This window comes from Streptomyces sp. AF1A (genome assembly GCF_047340315.1).
In the GTDB taxonomy this organism is placed as follows: Bacteria; Actinomycetota; Actinomycetes; order Streptomycetales; family Streptomycetaceae; genus Streptomyces.
In genome coordinates this window covers 35,926-56,641 of the sequence record NZ_JBLEBI010000017.1, presented here as the reverse complement: position 1 = coordinate 56,641, position 20,716 = coordinate 35,926, and the positions used below count along the sequence as shown (strand labels likewise).

General features: G+C 72.2%; 14 protein-coding genes and 1 pseudogene. 6 read left to right on the top strand and 9 right to left on the bottom strand.

Annotated features, from left to right (window positions below):
• Window positions 1–55: 55 nt before the first annotated feature.
• Window positions 56–319, top strand: a pseudogene (locus ACLU3S_RS08570) (histidine phosphatase family protein); the annotation flags it as partial.
• A gap of 132 nt (window positions 320–451) precedes the next feature.
• On the top strand, window positions 452–1,423 hold the full coding sequence (locus ACLU3S_RS08565; RefSeq protein ID WP_413951172.1) for an alpha/beta hydrolase fold domain-containing protein: 972 nt from the start codon (window positions 452–454) through the stop codon (window positions 1,421–1,423).
• Between the two features lie 275 nt (window positions 1,424–1,698).
• Here ACLU3S_RS08565 and ACLU3S_RS08560 read toward each other — a convergent pair whose 3' ends face one another.
• From ACLU3S_RS08560 to ACLU3S_RS08550, 3 genes are all read right to left on the bottom strand, one after another.
• Entirely contained in the window at window positions 1,699–2,739 is a 1,041-nt protein-coding gene (locus ACLU3S_RS08560; RefSeq protein ID WP_413951149.1) for a sensor histidine kinase, read from the bottom strand.
• Between the two features lie 175 nt (window positions 2,740–2,914).
• Window positions 2,915–3,934 carry a GlxA family transcriptional regulator gene (locus tag ACLU3S_RS08555; protein ID WP_413951148.1) on the bottom strand — a complete coding sequence of 340 codons (1,020 nt, stop codon included), beginning with the start codon at window positions 3,932–3,934 and terminating at the stop codon, window positions 2,915–2,917.
• Window positions 3,935–4,012: 78 nt separating this feature from the next.
• Window positions 4,013–5,053, bottom strand: a complete 1,041-nt coding sequence (locus tag ACLU3S_RS08550) for a GlxA family transcriptional regulator (protein WP_413951147.1) — start codon at window positions 5,051–5,053, stop codon at window positions 4,013–4,015.
• 258 nt (window positions 5,054–5,311) lie between these two features.
• Here ACLU3S_RS08550 and ACLU3S_RS08545 point away from each other — a divergent pair, with 258 nt between their 5' ends.
• Complete coding sequence (locus ACLU3S_RS08545; RefSeq protein WP_413951146.1) at window positions 5,312–6,547, top strand: serine hydrolase domain-containing protein; 1,236 nt, start codon at window positions 5,312–5,314, stop codon at window positions 6,545–6,547.
• Between the two features lie 181 nt (window positions 6,548–6,728).
• Here the strand turns inward: ACLU3S_RS08545 and ACLU3S_RS08540 are convergent, their stop codons facing one another.
• The 5 genes from ACLU3S_RS08540 to ACLU3S_RS08520 all read right to left on the bottom strand — a co-directional run bounded on the left by ACLU3S_RS08540 (window position 6,729) and on the right by ACLU3S_RS08520 (window position 13,323).
• Window positions 6,729–7,400, bottom strand: coding sequence for a response regulator (locus ACLU3S_RS08540; RefSeq protein ID WP_413951145.1), 672 nt, complete (start codon window positions 7,398–7,400; stop codon window positions 6,729–6,731).
• Between the two features lie 348 nt (window positions 7,401–7,748).
• On the bottom strand, window positions 7,749–8,996 hold the full coding sequence (locus ACLU3S_RS08535; protein ID WP_413951144.1) for a sensor histidine kinase: 1,248 nt from the start codon (window positions 8,994–8,996) through the stop codon (window positions 7,749–7,751).
• Window positions 8,997–9,357: 361 nt separating this feature from the next.
• Window positions 9,358–11,583, bottom strand: coding sequence for an MMPL family transporter (locus ACLU3S_RS08530; protein WP_413951143.1), 2,226 nt, complete (start codon window positions 11,581–11,583; stop codon window positions 9,358–9,360).
• A 234-nt stretch (window positions 11,584–11,817) separates the two neighbouring features.
• The gene (locus ACLU3S_RS08525; protein ID WP_413951142.1) at window positions 11,818–12,324 is read right to left on the bottom strand and encodes an ATP-binding protein; all 507 of its coding nucleotides are present in this window, start codon (window positions 12,322–12,324) and stop codon (window positions 11,818–11,820) included.
• Between the two features lie 183 nt (window positions 12,325–12,507).
• Entirely contained in the window at window positions 12,508–13,323 is an 816-nt protein-coding gene (locus ACLU3S_RS08520) for an MIP/aquaporin family protein (RefSeq protein ID WP_413951141.1), read from the bottom strand.
• A gap of 344 nt (window positions 13,324–13,667) precedes the next feature.
• Between ACLU3S_RS08520 and ACLU3S_RS08515 the strand changes: the two genes are divergently transcribed.
• Window positions 13,668–14,714 carry an amidohydrolase family protein gene (locus tag ACLU3S_RS08515; protein ID WP_413951140.1) on the top strand — a complete coding sequence of 349 codons (1,047 nt, stop codon included), beginning with the start codon at window positions 13,668–13,670 and terminating at the stop codon, window positions 14,712–14,714.
• Window positions 14,715–14,855: 141 nt separating this feature from the next.
• On the opposite strand, the gene ACLU3S_RS08510 is transcribed toward ACLU3S_RS08515, so the two are convergent.
• Entirely contained in the window at window positions 14,856–15,344 is a 489-nt protein-coding gene (locus ACLU3S_RS08510; RefSeq protein ID WP_413951139.1) for a GNAT family N-acetyltransferase, read from the bottom strand.
• A 303-nt stretch (window positions 15,345–15,647) separates the two neighbouring features.
• Here ACLU3S_RS08510 and ACLU3S_RS08505 point away from each other — a divergent pair, with 303 nt between their 5' ends.
• Together ACLU3S_RS08505 and ACLU3S_RS08500 are read left to right on the top strand one after the other, a co-directional pair.
• Complete coding sequence (locus ACLU3S_RS08505) at window positions 15,648–17,087, top strand: PLP-dependent aminotransferase family protein (RefSeq protein ID WP_413951138.1); 1,440 nt, start codon at window positions 15,648–15,650, stop codon at window positions 17,085–17,087.
• Between the two features lie 611 nt (window positions 17,088–17,698).
• Window positions 17,699–20,206 carry a SpoIIE family protein phosphatase gene (locus ACLU3S_RS08500; RefSeq protein ID WP_413951137.1) on the top strand — a complete coding sequence of 836 codons (2,508 nt, stop codon included), beginning with the start codon at window positions 17,699–17,701 and terminating at the stop codon, window positions 20,204–20,206.
• Window positions 20,207–20,716 lie beyond the last annotated feature (510 nt).

Below are 20,716 nucleotides of genomic sequence, written 5' to 3'. Positions count from 1 at the left end.
CGCGTGCCCCGGCCCGGTGGCCGGTTCCGTGGAGTTCGCGGCCCGCCGACCGGCCATGACCGCCAAGGCAGAGCGGCTGGGGCCCGACGCGCGCCCAGGGTCTCTTCTCGGCCGCGGGGTTGCGACCGTTCGACGCATCCCCGACCGCGCCCGCCGCCTTCCGGCCGGTGGCAGGGACGTGGTGTTGGTGACCCACGGCAACCTCATCCGCATCATGACCGCCCGTTGGCTCGGCCTGCCCGCCGGCGCCGCCGCCCACCTGGCCCTGCGCGACGCCTCGATCGGGCGTCCGGCGGTGTACGAGGGACCGCCCAGTCTGCTGGGATGGAGCTTCACCCCGGCATTCGACGTCCCTGCCGTTCCCTCACAGCAGCCCGCCGCCCGGTCCTCCCTGTCCGGGCGCGGGCACCCACGACCGCGCCCCCGCCCCCACGAGCCACAGGAGAATGCCGTGAGCAGCTCACAGATCCGTCTCGATCCCCTCGCCGAACGCTTTCTGGCCGACCTGGAGGCCCGGAACGCACCGCCCCTGGAGAGCCGTACCCCGCAGGAAGCCCGGGCCGACGACCTGGCCGGCCAGCTGGCCGCGGACGTGGCGATGGCGCCCGTGGACACCGACGAGCGCACGCTTCCCGTCGGGCCCGGCGGCGAGGTGCTGGTGCGCATCGTCCGGCCGCGCCAGTCCACCGGCCCGCTGCCCGCGGTGATGTACTTCCACGGCGGCGGCTGGGTGCTGGGCGATCGCCACACCTACGACCGCGCGACCCGCGATCTTGCCCACGCGTCCGGCGCGGCCGTGGTCTTCGTGGAGTACACGCGCTCTCCGGAGGCCCGCTATCCGGTGGCCGTCGAGCAGGCCTACGCCGCCACGGCCTGGATCGGCGAGCACGGGGCGAAGGCCGGTCTGGACGGCGCGCGGCTGGCAGTCGCGGGCGACAGCGCCGGCGGCAATCTGGCCGCGGTCACAGCGCTGCTCGCCAAGCGGCGCGGCGGACCCCGGCTGGCCCACCAGGTCCTGCTCTATCCGGCGCTGGACGCCGGATTCGACACACCCTCCTACCAGGAGTTCGCCGAGGGGCCCTTCCTCACCCGCTCGCAGATGGTGTGGTTCTGGGACCACTATGCCCCCGACCCGGCTGTCCGCAGTGAGCCCACCGCCTCCCCCCTGCGCGCCACGAAGGACGAACTCGCCGGACTGCCGCCCGCGTTGGTGGTCACGGCCGAGGCGGACGTGCTGCGCGACGAGGGGGAGGCCTACGCGCGCCTGCTTCTCGACGCGGGCGTGCCGGTCGTGGCGGTGCGCTACCTGGGCGCGATCCACTCGTTCACCGCGCAGAACCCGCTCGCCGCCGGCCCCGTCACCCGGGCGGCGATCGACCAGGTCGGCCGGACGCTCCGGCAGGCCTTCGACGCCGGCCGCTGACCGCCGCAAGACAGCCTGCGCGTGACCGAGCCGCACGATGCGTCCCGGCGTCGATCAGCGTGCCATGGGGGAGGCGTGGGGTCGTTGCCGAACTGTTCCCGGGACAGCCCCGTCTCCTCGGCGTGCGGCACCTTCGGCCTCTGCGGCTTCCTGCCCCGGTGTGCCGACGCACCGGGTCGGCACGGCCGTCGTGGCCAGGGCCTCGGCGATGTCGGGTGCGCCCACGAGCCGGACGGGCACAGCCTCCGTCGCCCTGTCCGGTCGGCTGCGTCTGGTCAGCACGGAGTGCCGAGCGGCAGCTCGGCGCGGACGGCGAAGCCGCCTGCGGGCCGCGGACCGGTGTGCAGCAAGCCGCCCACCGCGGCGACGCGTTCGCGCATCCCGACCAGCCCGTGTCCGCCACCGGCCGGCAGGGCGGGCCTGCCGGCGCCGTCCCGGGGCCCGTCGTCGCACACCGTCACGGTCAGCCGGTCGTCCTGCCAGTCCAGGACGACGGCCGCATGGGTGAGCCCGGCGTGCTTGAGGCTGTTGGTCAGGGCCTCCTGCACGATCCGGTAGGTGACGAGAGCGGTTCCGGCCGGCACCGGCCGGGGGGTACCGGCCGACGAGTACGACACGCGAAGGCCCGCCTCGCACACGGCGTCCAGCAGGCAAGGGATGTCCGCGATCCCGGGCTCCTGCGCCCCCCTGGCCTCGCTCTCCTCCTCCGCGCGGAGGACTTCGAGGAGCCGGCGCAGTTCGACGACGGTGGCCCGGCCGGTCTCCTCGATGGTGGCGTGCAGTTCGCGGATCCTGCCGGGGTCGCGCTCGCGGACCCGGGCCGCGGCGGTGGCCTGGATGACGATCAGGCTGACGTTGTGGGCCACGACGTCGTGCAGTTCGCGGGCGATCCGGGCGCGCTCGGCCAGCAGGACGGCCCGTGTCCGCACCTCCTGCTCCCGAAGTGCCGCCGCCGTCTCGAGCGTCCGGGCGGCCCGGGCCCGGCGTGCCCGTCCCCGGCATCCCAGGGCCCACCCCGCCGCCGTAGGGGCAGCGGTGGCGACCACCGCGAGGCCGAGGGAGGCCGCGGCACCTCCGGCCGGCCGGAACAGCGCGAACAGGGCGCCTGCAGCCGCTACGTAGGACAGCGCGAGCACGGCTTCGGCGGCGGTACGGGAGTCGCGCAGCCGTCCCGGAGAGCCGAACGGAGCCTCGGCCGGCCCGTTGGGAGGGACGGCAACGCTCACCGCGCTGGCCGGACGTGCCGCACGGGTGGCCCGTTCGGGCTCTCGCGTTTCCCCGACGGAGGCCGCCCGCCACCTGGTCTCGTCCGCCATGGGGTTCCTGTCCTTCCCGCGTCGCTCCGGCGCTTCACCGGCCACATGCGGGCTGCGTCTTCGGCCCGCTCGGCACTGCTTCGGCAAATGCCTGCGGGTGGCCGGGAGATTCCAGGCGCAGGCCCCCCTTGCCCGATGGGTGGGGAGCACGGCCGGATCGGTGCGGTCCCGCCCGTCAGCCGCCGGCGCCGCCGTGGCGCTCCACGGTGTGAGCGGTGCGTGTGGTGCGGAACCGCGCCCGGTAGGCGCCGGGGGTGACACCGAGGCGGCGCTGGAAGGCACGGCGCAGTGTCTCCTCCGAGCCGAACCCGGAGCGCCGTGCGACGACGTCCAGCGGGTCGGTGCCGGACTCGAGCAGCGCCTGCGCCGCCTCGATCCTGATCTCCTCCACGAAGTGCGTGGCGGTCGTGCCGAGTTCGGTGCGGAAGAGACGGGTGAGCTGGCGCACGCTCACCCCCGTCCGGCGGGCCATGGCCTCCAGGCTGTGATCGCCGGCCGGGTCGGCGGTGACCGCGTCCAGAGCCGCCCGGAGCACCGGCTGCCGGGGCTGCCGCGCGCCCAGCCGGACGCTGAACTGCGACTGGCCCCCGGGACGCGCCATGAAGACGACCAGGTACTTCGCCGCCGCACGTGCCACCGTGGGCCCGAAGTCCTCTTCGACCAGCGACAGGGTGAGATCGATGCCGGAGGAGACCCCTGCCGAGGTGATGGTCTTGCCGTCCCGGACGAAGATCGCGTCCCGGTCGACGTCGATCGAGGGGAAGTTCTTCGCGAGTTCCGCGGCAAGACACCAGTGGGTGGCTGCCCGGCGCCCGTCGAGCGCGCCCGTGGCGGCGAGCGGGAACGCGCCGGCGCACACCGAGGCGACCCTGTGCGAGGGCCGCAGCAGCCGACTGATCCCCTCGATGAGTTCGCGATCGGTCACCGCCGCCCGCCAGTCGAACCGCCCGGGCACGATCAGGGTGCCGATCGGGCCGGAGACGTCTTCGAGCGCTACGTCGGCGGCGAGCCGGGCCCCGGCCGTGGTCTGGACCTCACGGCCCTGGCATGAGGCGGTGAGCAGCCGGTAGTCGGCACCCTGGTCGTTGGCCGCGGCGTAGACCTCGAGGGGGCCCGTGACGTCCAGCAGCTGGACGCGGTCGAAGAGCACCATCACGACCTGGTGCGGGCCGCCCCGTTGCGTTCCGCCTTCCATGACCACAGCGTCCGTCCGCTGCTTCCCGGGGGCAAGGCGGGCAGGACGGACGTGACGCCCCGCCCGGGTGCCTGCGCCTCAGCCGTTCGCGGCGGCTTCGCCGGATCCGGGCACGAAGGCGGGTCGGCCGATGCGGAATCGGTCACGGTAGGCGCCGGGAGTGGTGCCCAGTTCCCGCACGAAGGCGCGGCGCATCGTCTCGGGAGAACCGAAGCCGCTTCGCCGGGCGACGAGGTCCAGCGGGTCCGTGCCCGATTCCAGCAGCCCCCGCGCGGCTTCCATGCGGATCTGCTCGACGAAGCGGGTCACCGTCGTGTCGGCCTCCTTGCGGATCAGCCGGGTCAGATGCCGCACGCTGATCCCGGCCCGCGCCGCGAGCGCGGACAGGCTGTGGTCCGCGCCGGGCTCGGCGGTGACGGCGTCCAGAACGGTGCGCACGGCGGCACTGCGGCGGTAGCGGGCCTGCATCCGCACACTGAACTGGGACTGGCCGCCCGGCCGGGCCATGAAGACCACCAGGAAGCGCGCCACCGCCCGGGCGGCCTCCGGCCCCAGGTCCTCCTCCACCAGGGACAGGGTCATGTCGATGCCGGAGGTGACCCCCGCGGACGTGATGTACCGGCCGTCCCGTACGAAGATCGGCTCCCGGTCCACCCGCACCGCGGGATAGCGGGTGGCGAGGTCGTCGAGCAGCTGCCAGTGGGTGACGGCCCGGCGCCCGTCGAGCAGCCCCGTCGCCGCGAGCGGAAAGGCACCGGCGCAGACCGCACTGACCCGCCGGGCGGACCGTGCCAGCCGCGCGAGGTGGCCCACCAGGCCGCGGTCCGAGACCGCCGCCCACCAGTCGGGGCGGCCGGGCACGACCAGGGTCCCGACGCGGCCGGTGAACTCCTCCAGAGGCAGGTCCGCCGTCAGGCCCAGGCCCGAGGTCGTCCGGACCTCCTTGCCGCCGGGGGAGACGGTGACGATGCGGTACCGGCCTCCGTACTGGTTGGCGGCCGCCCACGCATCCAGCGGCCCGGTGACGTCCAGGGCCGCGACGCCGTCGAACAGGACCATCACCACGGTATGGGTGCGACGCGGGTCTGCCGGGGCGGCGCGGTCCTTCGACGTGCTCATGTTCTTCATGATCCCTTCGGGGGCCACAGGTCACCACGGGTCACAAGGACGCGTGATCCTCGGATCGGGCCGCGCCGCGCCCGTCGACCCCGCGGGCAGCCACCGCTTCGCAGGACGGAGAGGACCGAGCCCCTCATCCGTGTGGCTGAGGTGGCAAACCGCTCTGAGGACAGAGGCACCGCCCGGCGGGCCGTACCACGATCGAAGACCGGAGCGGGGCGGCCGAGGGGGTCGCCCCGCACGTCGAAAGGGTGCAACATGCTCAGCAGCTCACGGGCCACAGGCCGGGGCCGCCGTACGGTGGTCGCGGCGCTCGGTACGGCTCTCGTCGCCGGCACACTCCTGGCGACCGGCCCCGGGGCGCAGGCCGCCCCATGGCACCACCGGCCCGCACCGGAACACTCCCGCCACCACCAGCCGGTGATGCGGGAACTGACGCCGCAGGTACGCGCCCAGCTCGACACGGCCATCCGGTCCGTCCTCAGGACGACGAAGACCCCCGGCGTCACGGTGGGGCTGTGGGCGAAGGGAAACCACGACTACGTACGGGCCTTCGGAACCGCCGACAAGGCGACGCACGCGCCGATGTCCCCCGGGTACAACATGCGCATCGGCAGCGTCACCAAGACCTTCACCGTCACCGCGCTGCTGCGCCTGGTCGACCACAAGCAGGTGAGACTGGACGACCCGATCTCCCGGTACGTCCCCGGCGTCCCGAACGGCGACCACATCACGTTGCGTCACCTCGCCGAGATGCGCAGCGGCCTGTTCAACTACCTGCTCGATCCCGACTTCGGCAAGGACTATCTGACCGACCCGCGCCGCACGTTCTCCATGAGCGAGATGCTGGCCTACTCCTTCAAGCACCCCGTCGCCTTCCCCGCAGGCAGCAAGTTCGACTACAGCAACACCAACACCGTCCTTCTGGCCATGGTGGTCCAGAAGGTGACAGGCCAGCCGTTCGATCGCTACCTGGCGCGCCATGTCCTCCAACCGGCTCAGCTGCATCACACGTTCATGCCGCACGGCACCGAGTTCCCGGCGCCGCACGCCCGCGGGTACACCGACCAGACGGCGGACGGCTCGATCGGGGACGCGACGGACCGCAACCCGCTCGGCGGACCGTCCGGAGCGATGATCTCCAACCTGCACGACCTGCGGTCCTGGGCGTCGGTCCTGGCCGACGGAGACCTGCTGTCAAGGGCGACGCAGGCCGAGCGGATGAAGCTGAAGCCGACGGGCATGCCGGGGCTGAGCTACGGCCTGGGCGTCTTCGGCAACCACGGGTGGATAGGGCACAACGGCTCGCTGCCCGGCTACCAGACCGTGGTGGTCCGGCTGCCCCGGGCCGGGGCCACCCTCGTGGTGCACACCACCAGCGACATCGCCTTCCGCGGGAAGGCGCCGGCCACGATGTTCGCCAAGGCGGTCACGAGCATCGTCACCCCGAAGAACGTGTACGACATCCCCGTCGCACCGCCCGCGCGTGACTGAGAGCGGCCCGCGTCGATGACGCGGCACGCCACGTGCCCGTGACCCGGGCCGCGGGGGCTCACATCCGCCGGACAGCCGTCCCCACCAGACGGCTGTCCGGCGCAGGTGTGTGCAGGACGGACGGTCACCAGGCCGGAAGCCGCCGCGCGACAGCCGGCCCGTGCGCCCGGGGGCGGGGGTGTCAGATGTCCGCGGCGGGCCGGACCAGGCCGGTGTCGTAGGCCAGGATGACCGCCTGCACTCGGTCTCTGAGGTCGTACTTGTCGAGGATGTGCGCGACGTGCGTCTTCACGGTGGCCTCGCTCACGTGCAGTTCCCGCGCGATCTCGGCATTGGAAAGTCCCCGGCTGAGGGCGCGCAGCACGTCCAGTTCGCGCGCCGTGAGCGCGTTCAGGGTGGGGGGAACAGCGGGCGGTGTCGGGTCGGCGAAGCGTGAGAAGCGGTCCAGGAGCCTGCGGGTGATCCGGGGGGAGACCACGGCATCGCCCTGCGCGACCGTGCGGATCGCCGCCACCAGTGAGTCGGCGGGGCCGTCCTTGACGAGGAAACCGCTCGCGCCCGCACGCAGGGCGTCGTGCACATGCTCGTCGAGGTCGAACGTGGTGAGGACGATGACGCGACTGGCCGCACCGGACCCGACGATGAGCCGCGTGGCTTCGACACCGTCCAGGTGGGGCATGCGGATGTCCATCAGCACGACATCGGGCTGCAACGCCCGTGCGTCCTCCACCCCCGCCCGCCCGTCCCCGGCCTCCCCGACGACGACGATGTCGGGCTCGGCTTCGAGGATGAGCCGGAAACCGGTCCGGATCATGGGCTGGTCGTCGACCAGCAGCACGCGGATGGCCGTCATCGGACTCCTTCGAGGAAACCCCGCTCCTCGGAGCGGGTGGAAAGTGAACCCCTGCGAAGCAGGGCGAGGAACGGCGATGCGCCGTCGAGGCGGATCGCCGTCCCACCCGTCCGCAGTCGTGCGGTACGAGGCCGTGCGCCCGACCGGCGTGAACCAGGCCTGCCGGGCCTACGGCCGGGCAGGCGGGATGCCGGGTCCGTGGAGCTGGTGCGGGACCGAGGGCTGGTACGCCGGCCCTCGCCGTCGGCCGGGGTCGGCGGCTGTCGATGAAGCGGAGGGCTCGGCCCGCAAGGGTTGAATCCCCCTGCTCCGGCCGGGGGAGTAGTCACGAGCCCCGATCTCCTTCGGTCATGTTCCACCGGTCTCGGCGGGAACGGGAACGACGGCGTGGACACAGAACCCGCCACCAGGTCGCTGTCCCGTGTACAGGGAGCCACCGACCGCGGCGATGCGTTCCCGCATCCCCACCAGGCCGTGACCAGCTCCGTTGAGCACCGCTGCGCCTTTCGGCACCAGGCCGCCCGGCTGCCGTCCCTCGTCGCACACCCGCACGGTGAGGCACTGCTCCCGCTCCCACACGAGGCTGAGGCGTGCCCGGGTGCGACCGGCGTGTTTGAGGGCGTTGGTCAGGGCTTCCTGGACAACACGGTAGACGACGAGCTCCGAGCCGGCGGGCAACCGCGCAGGGGCGCCCTCACAGGTGAAGTCGATGTCGAGCCCAGCGGCACGCACCGACTCCACCAGCTGGGGGATCTCCCCCAGCGTGGGCTGCGGCGGCTGTCGGCTCGAGGCACCGTCCTCCTCCTCGTCGTCCGTGCGCAGCACCCGGAGCAGCCGGCGAAGCTCGCCGACGGCCGCGCGCCCGGTCGCCTCGACGAGATGGTGCAGTTCGTGCGCCTTGGCCGCGTCGCGATCCTGCACCCGGTCCGCGGCAATCGTCTGCACCACCATGAGGCTGACATGGTGCGCGACGACGTCGTGCAGCTCACGGGCGATCCGGGCGCGTTCCTGGGCCACGGCCGCCCGCGCGTTCGCGTGCTGTTCCCGTTCCAGGGCGGCGGCCTTCTCCACCGCGTCCCGCGCCAGCGCCTTCCGCGCCCCGGACAGCCGGCCCAGCGCCCAGGCCGCCACCAGCAGGATCATCACGGTCACGGCGTTGGCCAGGCGGAACCCGGGCTCCAGCAGCGCCTCGGCTACGGCGAGGGCCGGGACCACGGCCGTGATGACGACCGTGGCGACGTGCCGTGAGGAGCGGACGGCGGTGACCCAGACAGCGACGGCCACGCCCAGCCAGGGGACACCGATCGAGGTGCCGGCGTGCCCCACCGGCGCAGGGATGTAGTCGCAGGCCTGCAGGACGGCGACGGCGCCGGCGATGGTGAGCAGCGCCGGCAGCGGCCACTTGCGGTGGACGGCCAGCGCGAGCCCCGAGCCCAGTGCCAGCAGCAGCCGCCACGTGTCGGGGTCCCGCAACGCCGGTCCCGCCGGCGGCTGCTGGGGGACGGCCAGCATCCCGGCGGTCACCAGCAGGGCGAGGACCATGTCGACGACGCCGCGCGGCACCCGGCGCCGCGCGATCGAGTCGAGGTAGGTCATGTGTGTCACCGTAGGCGCGCGACGTCTCGGCGCCCTCTGCCGTGAGAGGGATGCCGTCAGCCGCCCCCTCCACCTTGCGGCGGTCATCCGCAGGAGCGAGCGGCCGGCGGGCGTCGGCCCACTGGGCTCACCGGTCATGGGCGTACACCGCGGCGATGCTCGTGCGGCCCGTGGCGTTCCCGGCCCGGCCGGGAAAGCCCTGAGGCGGGCACTCTTGAGGGCGACGCCCCCGCCCCGGTGGGCCGCCCTCCCGGCGCCGCCCGCCACCGCCCCGAGCGGACAGGACCCACCTGCCGTCGCAGTCCGGCTGCCGCCTCCCTGGGGCGGGAGCCGGACTGCGACGGCGGTCGAAGGAACCAGGTCACCTGGGTACGCTCTCGTCGTGACGGTCCGGTGCCGGAAGGCGGCCCGGGCCCGGGACGGTGTGGTCGGGCGCGCCGTGCAGGGAGCGCCCCTCGACGTCGACGTCGGGCACCACCCTGCGCAGCCACCTGGGCAGCCACCAGGCCCTGTCGCCGAGCAGCGCCAGAACCGCGGGCACGATCGTCATGCGGACGACGAAGGCGTCGAGGAGCACGGCGACGGCGAGTCCGAGGCCGATCATCTTGACCGAGTCCTCGTTGGACGCGACGAAACTGCCGAACACCGCCGTCATGATCACAGCGGCCGCCGTCACCACGCGCCCACCCTGGTTGAAGCCGGTCACGATCGCCTCGCGTGCCGTCTGCCCCGCCGCACGGGCCTCGCGCATCCGCGTGACGAGGAAGACCTCGTAGTCCATGGCGAGGCCGAAGACGATGCCCACCATGAAGATCGGCATGGTGCTCATGATCGGCCCCGTGTGCTGCACCCCCAGGGCGTCGGCGAGCCAGCCCCACTGGAAGACGGCGACGAGCGCACCGAGTGCCGCCCCGACGGACAGCAGGAAGCCGGCGGCCGCCTTGAGCGGGACGAGCACGGACCGGAACACCAGCATCAGCAGCAGGAACGCCAGGCCGACCGTGATCCCCAGATAGGGCAGCAGCGCCCCGTCGATCCTCGCGGAGAAGTCGACCTTCATGCCCGTCTGTCCCGTCACCAGGACCGCGACGTCCTTGGATCCGCCGATGTCCTTTCCGGCATCACGGATCCTGTGCACCAGGTCCTCCGTCTTCGCACTGCCGGGACTGGTGCTCGGAACAACGGTGATCACCGCGGTGTCGTGGGCCGGATCGAACGTGGCCCGACCCACGGAGGCCACGCCCTCGAGAGTCCGCACGGTGGAGCCGACCCTGTGGGCCGCTGCGCCGGCGTCGTGGCCGCGGCGGGCGTCGACGACCACGGTCAGGGGACCGTTGGCCCCCGGCCCGAATCCGCCGGAGATGAGGTCGTAGGCCTTGCGCTGCGTGCTGGTGGTCGGCATGGCGCCCTCATCGGGCAGGCCGAGTTTCAAGGAGGCGGCCGGCACGGCGAGCACACCGAGGCCGATCACCGAAGCGACCAGGACCATCACCGGGCGGCGCAGGACGAATCGTGCCCAGCGCGCGCCGACGGTCGGCCGGGCACTGGCCCGCTTGGCGGGCCTGCGGCGCTCCCGCCGGCCGACGATCCGCTTGCCCGCGATGGCCAGCAGCGCCGGGAGCAGGGTGAGGGCGACGATCACGGCGAGGGCGACCGTACCGGCTGCCGCCAGGCCCATCTTGGTCAGCACGGGGATGCCCACCACGGACAGGGCAGCCAGGGCGATCACCACGGTGAGACCGGCGAAGACGACCGCCGAGCCGGCCGTGCCGGTGGCGCGGCCTGCCGCCTCCTCCCGGTCGTGCCCCTCGGCCAGTTCGGTGCGGTAGCGGGTGACGATGAACAGGGCATAGTCGATACCGACCGCAAGGCCCAGCATCATCGCCAGCGTCGAGGTGGTGTCGCCGAGGTCCAGGGCGTGGGCGAGCGCGCTGATCGTGCTGACGCCGATGCCCACCCCGAGCAGCGCGGTGAGCAGAGGCAGACCGGCGGCCACCAGCGACCCGAAGGTCAGGACCAGGACCACCGCGGCGATCGCCATGCCGATGATCTCCGTCCCGGAGTCCGACCCGTCCTGCTGCACGGCACTGCCGCCGACCTCGACGCCCAGCCCGCCGGTACGCGCCTTGTCCACCGTGTTCAACAGGGCGTCCTTGGCCTTCTCGCTCACAGCGGCGGCTTGGACCCGGTAGGTGACCGGCGCGAACGCGACGGTTCGGTCATGGCTCACGGTGCCTGCTCGAAACGGATCGGCGACAGCGGCGACTTCGGGGGAGCTGTGCCTGATCGCACCGATGGTCTCCTTGATGGCCGCCCGGGTGCTTCGATCCGTCACCTTGTGGCCGTCGGGCGCCTTGAAGACCACGCGGGCCGTGGCGCCGTCGGCCGTCGCGCCGGGGAAGCGCTCCTTGAGCAGATCGACGGCGTGCTGGGCCTCCGTCCCCGGCATGGAGAAGGAACTGGGGGCGGCGGGGGGTGCCGCGGACGCCGCGAGGCCGCCCAGGACGAGGAGTGCGACCCAGGCGACGACCACGCCGTAGCGGTGCCGGAAGGCGAATCTGCCCACCCGGTAGAGAAAGGAAGCCATGCGATGGTGCTCCGCTTGCAGAGGATGTGTTCGAGAAGGGGAAACGGGTGCCGGTCAGCGGCCCAGTCCCAGTCTTGGGCCCCTGACCAGCGGCTCCTTCCGCACTCGCGACGAGTTTCCGGCTCATCCGGACGGCTGAGCCGGGCCGGATGTCCTCCGCGAGGCCGATACACCGCACGTCCGCCGGCCGGAGTGTCGCCGGACGGGCACCATCGGCGTGTCGACACCGCCGGATCACAGCGCGACGGCACCCGAACGCGCTGCCTGCCCGGCGGTCCCCACCCGCAGCACCGCGCCCACACGCCACCCCTCCGGCTCACGGGCCGCCACCGCCGCCTCGGCCACCGCTTCTACCAGGGCGAGACCGCGGCCGTGCTCGGCCGGGTCCTGCGGGATGACAGGCCTGTGGTCCTGCGACACCACTCCAGAGTCGGCCACGCACACGTACAGCCGTTGCGGCCGCAGCAGCAGGAGGATCGACATGTCGCGGTGGCCGTAGCGGACGGCGTTGGCCGTCAGTTCACCGACGACCAGCGCGGCCGTGCCGCAGTCCTCCCGGCCCAGGCCCCACAGGGTGAGCACGGCGATGCTCCAGTGACGTGCGGCGCTGACACAGGCCGCGTCGGCCGGCAGCGCCAGCACCGCTGTGGGAGCCGGCACCGCCGGGTGCGGTCCGCACCCGGCCGCGACCGGTACGGCCTGCTCAGGGGCATGGCTGCGGTAGTTCGGGCTGGGCGCCACGGCGGCCTCCGGTCGGCGTGCCCGGCGGTGGTTTCCGTCGGCGCACTTGGAGCAACTACCCGCTGGGCCGCGGCCACGTCCGCATATGCGGACACGTTCTCCACCCATCCGGCCACCCACCGTGCACACCCACCGTGCACGGCGCGAGCGGGTGCGCACAGTGGCACGTGCCGACGCCGCGCTCTACCGGGCGCGGCCGCGCACGGCATCGTCCTCTCCGCACAGCCGGTAGGTGCAGGGCGGGCGGGCACCGAGGCGGCGCTGGAGCAGGCAGTGGATCGCGGCCCCGAGCGACGCGCCGATCAGCGGGGCGACCAGGTAGACCCACAGCAACCGTGTGCCACCGGAGAGCAGCGCGGGACCCAGCTGGCGGGCCGGATTGGCCGAGCCTCCACTCCATCCGCCCAGGACAGTGATGATCACCACGGTCGCGGCGCCCACAGCGTAGGGCAGCCGCCTGCTGATGTCGGGGCGGCACAGGAAGAACCCCACCATCAGGACGACGAGCATGAGACAGCCGGCTTCGGCGAGCATGACCATGGCCGTGTTCCACCCCGGGCCCGGGCGCACGGCGGCGTAGCGAATCGCCGACCGGCCGACCACCGGCCCCCAGCACAGCCGCCCCAGCGCGGTGCCCGCCACCGAGCCTGCCAGCTGCGCGGCGGCGTACACCGGCACGTACCGTCCGGGGAATGCCCCCATCAGCCACAGCGCAAGGCTGGTCGCGGGGTTCATATGGGCTCCGGAGCAACGCCCGGGCCGCGAGACGATCAGTAGTACGAGAACGATCCCGATCATCATGCCCACGACCGCCGTCGCCACCCGGGGGTAGCCCACGGCGACGGGTGAGTCGGGGGAGGTCAGCCAGCGGGCGGTGGTGACCACCCAGAAGAGCAAAATGGTCGTCAGCGCGAATTCGCGGGCCGCATCGGCAAGCCCGTACAGCGGGCGGCGGTCCGAAACAGCGGCAGCGCGGACGACGGCTGCTTCTCGGAGCACCTTTCGACGGTACGCCGCGCAGCACCGCATGGGCAGCGCAACGGACGTCGGCCGCCCGGCCGGCGGCACACTCCACGTGCCCGCCCCCTGCCGGGCTCCATGTCCCGCCGCGCCCTGCACACCCGTCCCGCCCGGACCGCCCCCGGCAACGGAGGTCCTGTGAACAGCGGTCGTCGACAGCCTGCCATGGGACGGTATGCCGCCGCCCTGCCTCGTGGCCCCTGAGCGCTCGCAGAGCGTACTGATGATACGGCTGCTCCATACCGGGGTTCTCCTGCCGCGGGCCCGCATAGGATCAGCGAGATCGGCCAACGCGCAGGCGAGTTGCTGGGGGGAGAGCACTGGTGGTGCTGCAAGTGCGCGGCGTCGTACTGCCCGAGCGAGAGGAGCGATCCTTCTGGATCGATGGCGACCGGCTGAGGGCCGGGGCCGCCCCGGACGCCGACCTCGTCGTCGACGGCGGCTGGCTGCTGCCCGGCCTGGTCGACGCCCATACCCATCCCGGCACCGAAAGCACCGAGGCCCCGTTCGGCGACGCGACGCTCCGGCGGCACCTGACCGATCACCGCGACGCAGGAGTGCTGCTGGTCCGCACCCCCGGGTCCGCAGCCCGCATCCCCGACTGGGTGGACGAAGACCCGGACATGCCCCGCGTCCGCTCGGCCGGACGCTGGCTGGCCACGCCCGGCCGTTTCTTCCCCGGCTTCGGAAGAGATGTGAGCGAGGCCGACCTGGTCCGGGCAGCCGTGGAGGAGGCGAGCGCGTCCTCGGGTTGGTGCAAGGTCATCGGGGACTGGCGGCACGACCAACCCGCGCTGCCGCTGGACATCCTCACGGCTGTCGTGCAGGCCGTGCACGCGATCGGCGGCCGGGTGGCCGCGCACTGCCAGACCAGCGAGGGCTGTCGCAACGCCGTCCTGGCCGGAGCCGACAGCCTGGAGCACGGCATGCACCTGGACCCGAACCTGATCGATCGGATGGCGGAGCAAGGCACCGCGTTGGTCCCCACGCTCAGCGTCTTCGGCTCCGGAGCCGACCGGCGGCGGGCCGCCGAACCGAGCTCCCGCCGGGACTGGTGGCTGGCCGGATGGGACGCGATGCTGCCCACCGTGAGGGCCGCACACGAGGCCGGTGTCACCATCCTGGCCGGCACCGACAGCTTTCCGTGCGGCACCGTTGCCTCAGAGGTCGAATGGCTGGTCCGTGCGGGCCTGTCGCCCGAGGCGGCACTGGGCGCAGCCTCGTGGTCGGCCCGTACCTACCTCGGCCTGCCCGGCCTGGTCGACGGAGCCCCCGCCGATCTCGTCGCCTACGACACCGACCCCACGCTCGACGCCTCCGCCCTGGCCCACCCCAGCCGCATCATCCTCCGCGGCAGGGTCATGGTCTGAAGGTCGGCGTCCCAAGAGGTGATCAGGCGGCTGCCCGCCCATCGTGCCGAGCAGACGCGGCAGATCGCTGGTCGCGCGGCGCCCGCTCCGGCCCCCGACCAGCGCGGCGCGGCACCGTTCCTCGACATCCGGCGGTGATGCTCAACCGCCCGGAGCTTCGGCACCATGCTGAAGCCAGACGTAGTCGACCGGCTGAGCAGCGTTCCAGCTCTCGGTGAGGCCCGCGTCGGCCGACACGAACCCGGCCCTCCGATAGCAGCGCAGAGCGCTTTCGTTGTCGGGATGCACGCGCATGAAGACGTCGGAACAGCCCGTTTTGAGAGCCTGGGCGAGAAGCTCCCGTACCAGCACACCACCGAGCCCCTTCCCGCGGCAGGCGGGTGCCACAATGATCCGGGCGAGCTCGACCTCGTCCTCCTCGGCGTCGAACCACAACTCTCCATAGCCGACGACCGTCTCGTCCTCGACGAGGACATGGGCCCGCACGTCGTCATCGCGCTGCCAGCCACTGATCGTCTTGGTGGGTACGGGGAACTCCTTCCGCCCGCACCACATGACGACCTCGCCGGCGGAAGTCGGCCAGCCCGCCACCGTGACGGCGTGAGCATCGGCAAAGGGCAGAAGTTCCATACGTGTCGGATCCGTCCGTGATCATGACGTGGTAGAGCCGTAGCAACGGGCGTGCAGGCCGACGGTACGTGCCCCGTCCGTCCCGATCCACTCTCAAAGATGCATGCGCATGACGCCGCCCACGGGCAACGACGGAGGCCGGGGCCATGTCGTTCTCACGCCGACCACCACGCCTGTGCCGCGCCCCGCCGTGAACGTTTTCCGTCCGCGCCCGACCTGGCGACCACCGCCCCGGCGAGGGCGCGGCGATCTGTGCGATGGCACGACTGGCCGGTCGATGGTAGGGGCGTAGGGTTCATTTACGTGGCAGGTTCTCGAACCGATTCCGCGGCGGGTCCGCCCCCCGTGTTCGGCTCCGACCTGCATCTCGAGCTGCGTGGACCCAGGCTTCGGGCAGGGCTCACGGACGCTTTGAGGGAGGTCGTGCGCACGGGGCGTCTGGCGCCGGGCAGCCGGCTGCCGGCCTCCCGCTCACTCGCCGCGGATCTCGGTGTCTCGCGCAGCACCGTGGTCGAGGCCTATGCCGAGCTGGTCGCTGAGGGCTGGCTCACCGCACAACAGGGCTCCGGCACCCGAGTTTCCGCCCGGGCCGAGCCGCAGGGGGCCGCGCCCGACGCTCCTCGCGCGAAGCGCGACGAGCCCCGCCTCCGCTACGGCGTGTGGACCGGCGCACCCGACCTCGCCACCTTTCCGCGCTCGCAGTGGCTCACCGCGGCCCGCCGGGCCTTGACCGCCGCGCCACACGACGCCTTCGGCTACGGCGACACCCGCGGCCAAATGGAGCTGCGCACCGCACTCGCGGACTATCTGTCGCGGGCCCGCGGGGTGTACGCCGAGCCGGATCGGATCGTCGTCTGTTCCGGTTTCCATCACGGTCTGGCGCTGACGGCGCAGGCGCTCAGGGCACGGGGGGTGCGAGCAGTGGCAGTCGAGGCCTACGGGCTCGACCACATTCGCGAGCTGCTGGCGGACGCCGGTCTGCACACCCCGCCCCTCTACGTCGACGACCATGGCGCACGCATCGACGACCTCGCGCGACTGCGCGACGTGGGGGCGGTGCTGATGACCCCGGCGCACCAGTACCCCACGGGGGTCGCACTCCACCCGGACCGGCGCACGGCTGCCGTCGATTGGGCACGTGCCACGGGCGGGTTGATCCTGGAGGACGACTACGACGGGGAGTTCCGGTACGACCGTCAGCCGGTGGGGGCCCTGCAAGGCCTTGATCCGCAACGGGTGGTCTACTTCGGCTCGGTGAGCAAGTCCCTGGCGCCGGGAGTACGGCTCGGATGGATGGTGCTGCCGGAGAAACTCGTTCCGGAGATCGAGACGGCCAAGGGAAACGGCGACTACATGACGAGCGCCCTGGAACAGCTGACGCTGGCGGACTTCATCGCCTCGGGCGCGTACGACCGTCATGTGCGCTCGATGCGGCTGCGCTACCGGCGTCGCCGCGATCAACTGGTCGAGGTCCTGCGCCAGAGGGCTCCCGGCAGTCACGTGACCGGGATGGCGGCAGGACTGCAAACGGTCCTCGAACTCCCGCGCGGAACCGAAGGCTCGGTGGTCCAGGCCGCTTCCCGGCGCGGTCTGACGATCCGGGGACTGGCCCAGTTCCGCTACGAAGTGGCGGACTGCGGCTGGCGGTTGCCCGAACGGGACGCCCTGGTGGTCAACTACGCGGCGCCCTCGGACAGCGCGTGGGCAGGCGCACTGGACGCACTGTGCAGGGTGCTGCCCTAGAGTGGCCCGGAGCGACCCGGTCGGGAGCGGGTTCATGGCCCGTTTCCGCGGCTCGCGGTCTTGCCGCGCCCCCAGAATTGGTCCGGCAATATGTCCTAGAAATGGACCATACGCCGGAGTCGCCGGGTACGTAGCTTTGCACGCGTGGGTAGAACGCAACACACGGAAGTGCGCGGCGCCTCCCCGAGCGCACGCGCCGCCCGGACGGGGCGAAGCTCGCCTCGGATGCCTCAGGTCGTGATCCGCCCGGACAGGGCACCGCGACGGTGTCCGCGGGTCGCACGGGCACCTTCCCCATGCGCAGCAAGGTCTTCCACGCGGGGTCCACACGGCCGGCACGGGTCTTGGGCGCCCGGTGCGGGGCGTGCGGTCTCGTTCCCGTCGATCGGCTGCGCGGCGATCGTGCCCGGGCCCTGCTGCGGGGCGCGTGAGTCCTTCTCGCCGAGACCGGCGGCATGGCGATCATCATGCCGGCGGCCGGGTACCGCCGGTGTGCGGCATCGGTCCCCTCTGGTGGCCCGATCCGGAGGGCGGTTCTCGGAGCCTGGCCCATCTCACCAGACAGCCGAGCGGGGGGACGCATGACCGGGGGGACAGAGAAGGGAAGAGCAATGGGCCGTTCCGCAGAGACAGCAGTCGGCAAGGCCCCGGCGGCCGTCGAGACTGTCTGCCCGGCGATAGCTCTCCTGGACGCCCAGGGGACGGTCGTCGGCTGGTCACAGGTAGCTCAGCAGCTCGTGGGCTACTCGGCCGCGGAGATGGTGGGGCGCTCCGCCGACGTGCTGTTGGTGGCTGCGGACGACCGGGCGAAGGCCTCACGAGCCCTTCAGGAGAGCACCCGACGGGGCTGCTGGTCCGACCTCGCGCAGGTGCGCCACCGCGACGGCCGCAGCATCGATGTGCGCCTGCGCGTGTCATCGCTGCCCGCCCATGACGGCCGGGACTGGTGGGTGGTCTGCGCGACCGACAGGGTCTCGCCCCTCGCGTGGCAGTCCGAGACCACGGTGGCGGAACCGCTCCTCGCCATGCTGCCGCTGCCGAGCCGCCTGCCGATCGGTGTCGTCGTACGGGACACGCACCTGCGCTGCATCCGCGCGAACGACGCCCAAAGTTCCAAGGACGGCATCCCTCTGCCCGAACGGCTGGGCCGCAGGCTGACGGAGGCAGCGCCGGGGACGGAGGCCGAAACGCTGGAAGCGGTGATGCGCCAGGTGCTGAAGAGCGGCGACCCGGTGATCAATGTGTACTACCAGGCCTTCCTGCCGGGGAATGTGCGAGGCAGCCGCATATTGACAGCGGCGTACTTCCGCCTCGACGACGCGCAGGGGCGCCCGCTGGGCGTGTGCGTCGTGAGCGTGGATGTCACCGACAGTCGACGGGCTCGAGAGCGTCTGGCCGTTCTCGGAGAGGCCAGCAGGCGCATCGGCACCACTTTGGACGTCATGCAGACCGCGGAGGAACTCGCCGCCCTCACCGTGCCGTTCCTCGCGGACTATGCCACCGTCGACCTGGCGGAGTCGGTCCAGCACGGCGAGGATCCGAGGGCCGGACTCTGCCCCCGGCACGAGCGCATCCCCGTCTTCCGCCGCGCGGGCCTGGCCTCGATCCACCCGGGAACGCCGGAGTCCCCGTTCGCTCGCGGAGAGCCGGTCCTCGTTCCGCCCACCTCGCCCTTCGCCGGTGTCCTGAGCTCGGGGAAGTCCCACTTCGAGCCGAAGCTGGACACGTCCCCGGGCACATGGCTCGACCACGACCCGGCGCGGGCGCAGAAGATCCGCGAGCACGCCGTGCACTCGTTGATGGTCGTTCCGATCCAGGCCCAGGGCACGGTGCTGGGCATGGCGGTCTTCATGCGGACGGAGAACCCCGAGCCGTTCGAGGAGGGCGACCTGCTCCTGGCCGAGGAACTCGCGAGCTGGGCAGCGCTGGCCCTGGACAACGCCCGCCAATACGTGCACGAGCGCTGCGCGGTTCTCGCCCTGCAGCGCCTGTTGTACCCCCACCGCCCCACGGGTGGCGCCGCCGCGGATGTGGCCTGGCGCTATCTGCCGGCCGACAGTCACCGCGGCATCGGGGGCGACTGGTTCGATGTGATCGCCCTCCCCGGCGGCCGCGTCGCCCTGGTCGTCGGCGACGTGGTGGGACACGGCATCAACGCGGCGGCGAAGATGGGCCAGCTCCGCACCGCCATGAACACCCTCGCGGACATGGACTTGCCTCCCGCCGAAGTGCTCTCCCGCCTCGACGAGCAGGTCATGCGCCTCACCGAGGCGGAGGAACCCCGGCACCCGGCCGGCACCACGATGGCGGCCACATGCCTGTACGCCGTCTACGACCCGGTCACCCGTACCTGCACCATGGCACGTGCCGGTCACCCCCCGCCCGCGGTCCTCGACCCGTACGGGCACGTCACCTTCCCCGACCTGCCGGCCGGAGCACCGCTCGGCCTCGGACTGGTCCCCTTCGAATCCGTGACGTTGGAACTCGCCGAAGGAAGCGTGCTCGCCCTCTACACCGACGGTCTGATCGAGGCCCGCGACCAGGACATCAGCGTCGGCATGAACCGTCTGCGCGCGGCCCTCGCACTGCCGGGCCTCGGATTGGACGATCTGTGCTCTTCGACGGTGGACGCGCTGCGGGCCACGCCGCCGAGCGACGACGTCACTCTGCTGCTCGCACAGACTCGCTCGCTGAGTGCGGACCAGGTTGCCTCGTGGCAGTTCCCCAGCGTCCCCGCCGTCGTCAGCCGTGCCCGGACTCTCGCTGCCCGGCAGCTGAGCCAGTGGGGACTGGAACACCTGATCGACTCCACAGAGCTGATCGTCAGCGAACTGTTCACCAACGCCGTCATCCACGGCAACGGCAACGGCGAGGGCGACGGCAACTGCCAGTGCACCAGCGCCCGCACGATCAGTCTGCGCCTCATCCGGCACGAGATGCTGACCTGCGAAGTCTCCGACTCCAGCCACAGCCACCCGCTTGTGCGACACGCCCGCGCCACCGACGAACACGGCCGCGGCCTCTTCCTCGTCGCTCAGCTGTCCCGCCGATGGGGGACCCGTCACATCCCGGACGGCAAGATCATCTGGGCTGATCAGCGACTGCCGGGCGGCGCGTGACGCCACTCATCCTCCCGGCCCCAGGCTCTCAAGGCCGGTGCCTGGACCGGACCGCCAACTCGTACGTGCGACGCCGGCGGCGGCCCGGTGCCGGGGTGACAAGTCCCGTCCGGCCCACCCGCCCCGTCGCCGGACTCGGATGCCGCCGCTCCCGCTCCTACCTGACCGAGCGAGCTCCGCGGCGGGGCGGCCGGGCGGTGTCGGCCGGGTCCGGTGAGCCACGAAGCCCGACAGGTCCCGTTACCGGCCGGCAAGGGTGCACCAGGCTGGTGTCCTTTTTGACCGTGCAGCCCAGACAGGCGTGAAGTGACACCGCCGCCAGACAGAGACCGGTTCGGGTGCCCGGCTACTGGGCCCCTCCTCGATCACGAACGACTCTCACCAGATGACGGCCCACTACGCGCGGATCGCCGACCAGACCGTCCGGCGCCGCTGGGAGGCCGCCACCAAGGTCAACATTCGGGGTGAGCGCGTCAACCTCGCCCCCGGGGGGCCACTGGCCCATGCGGA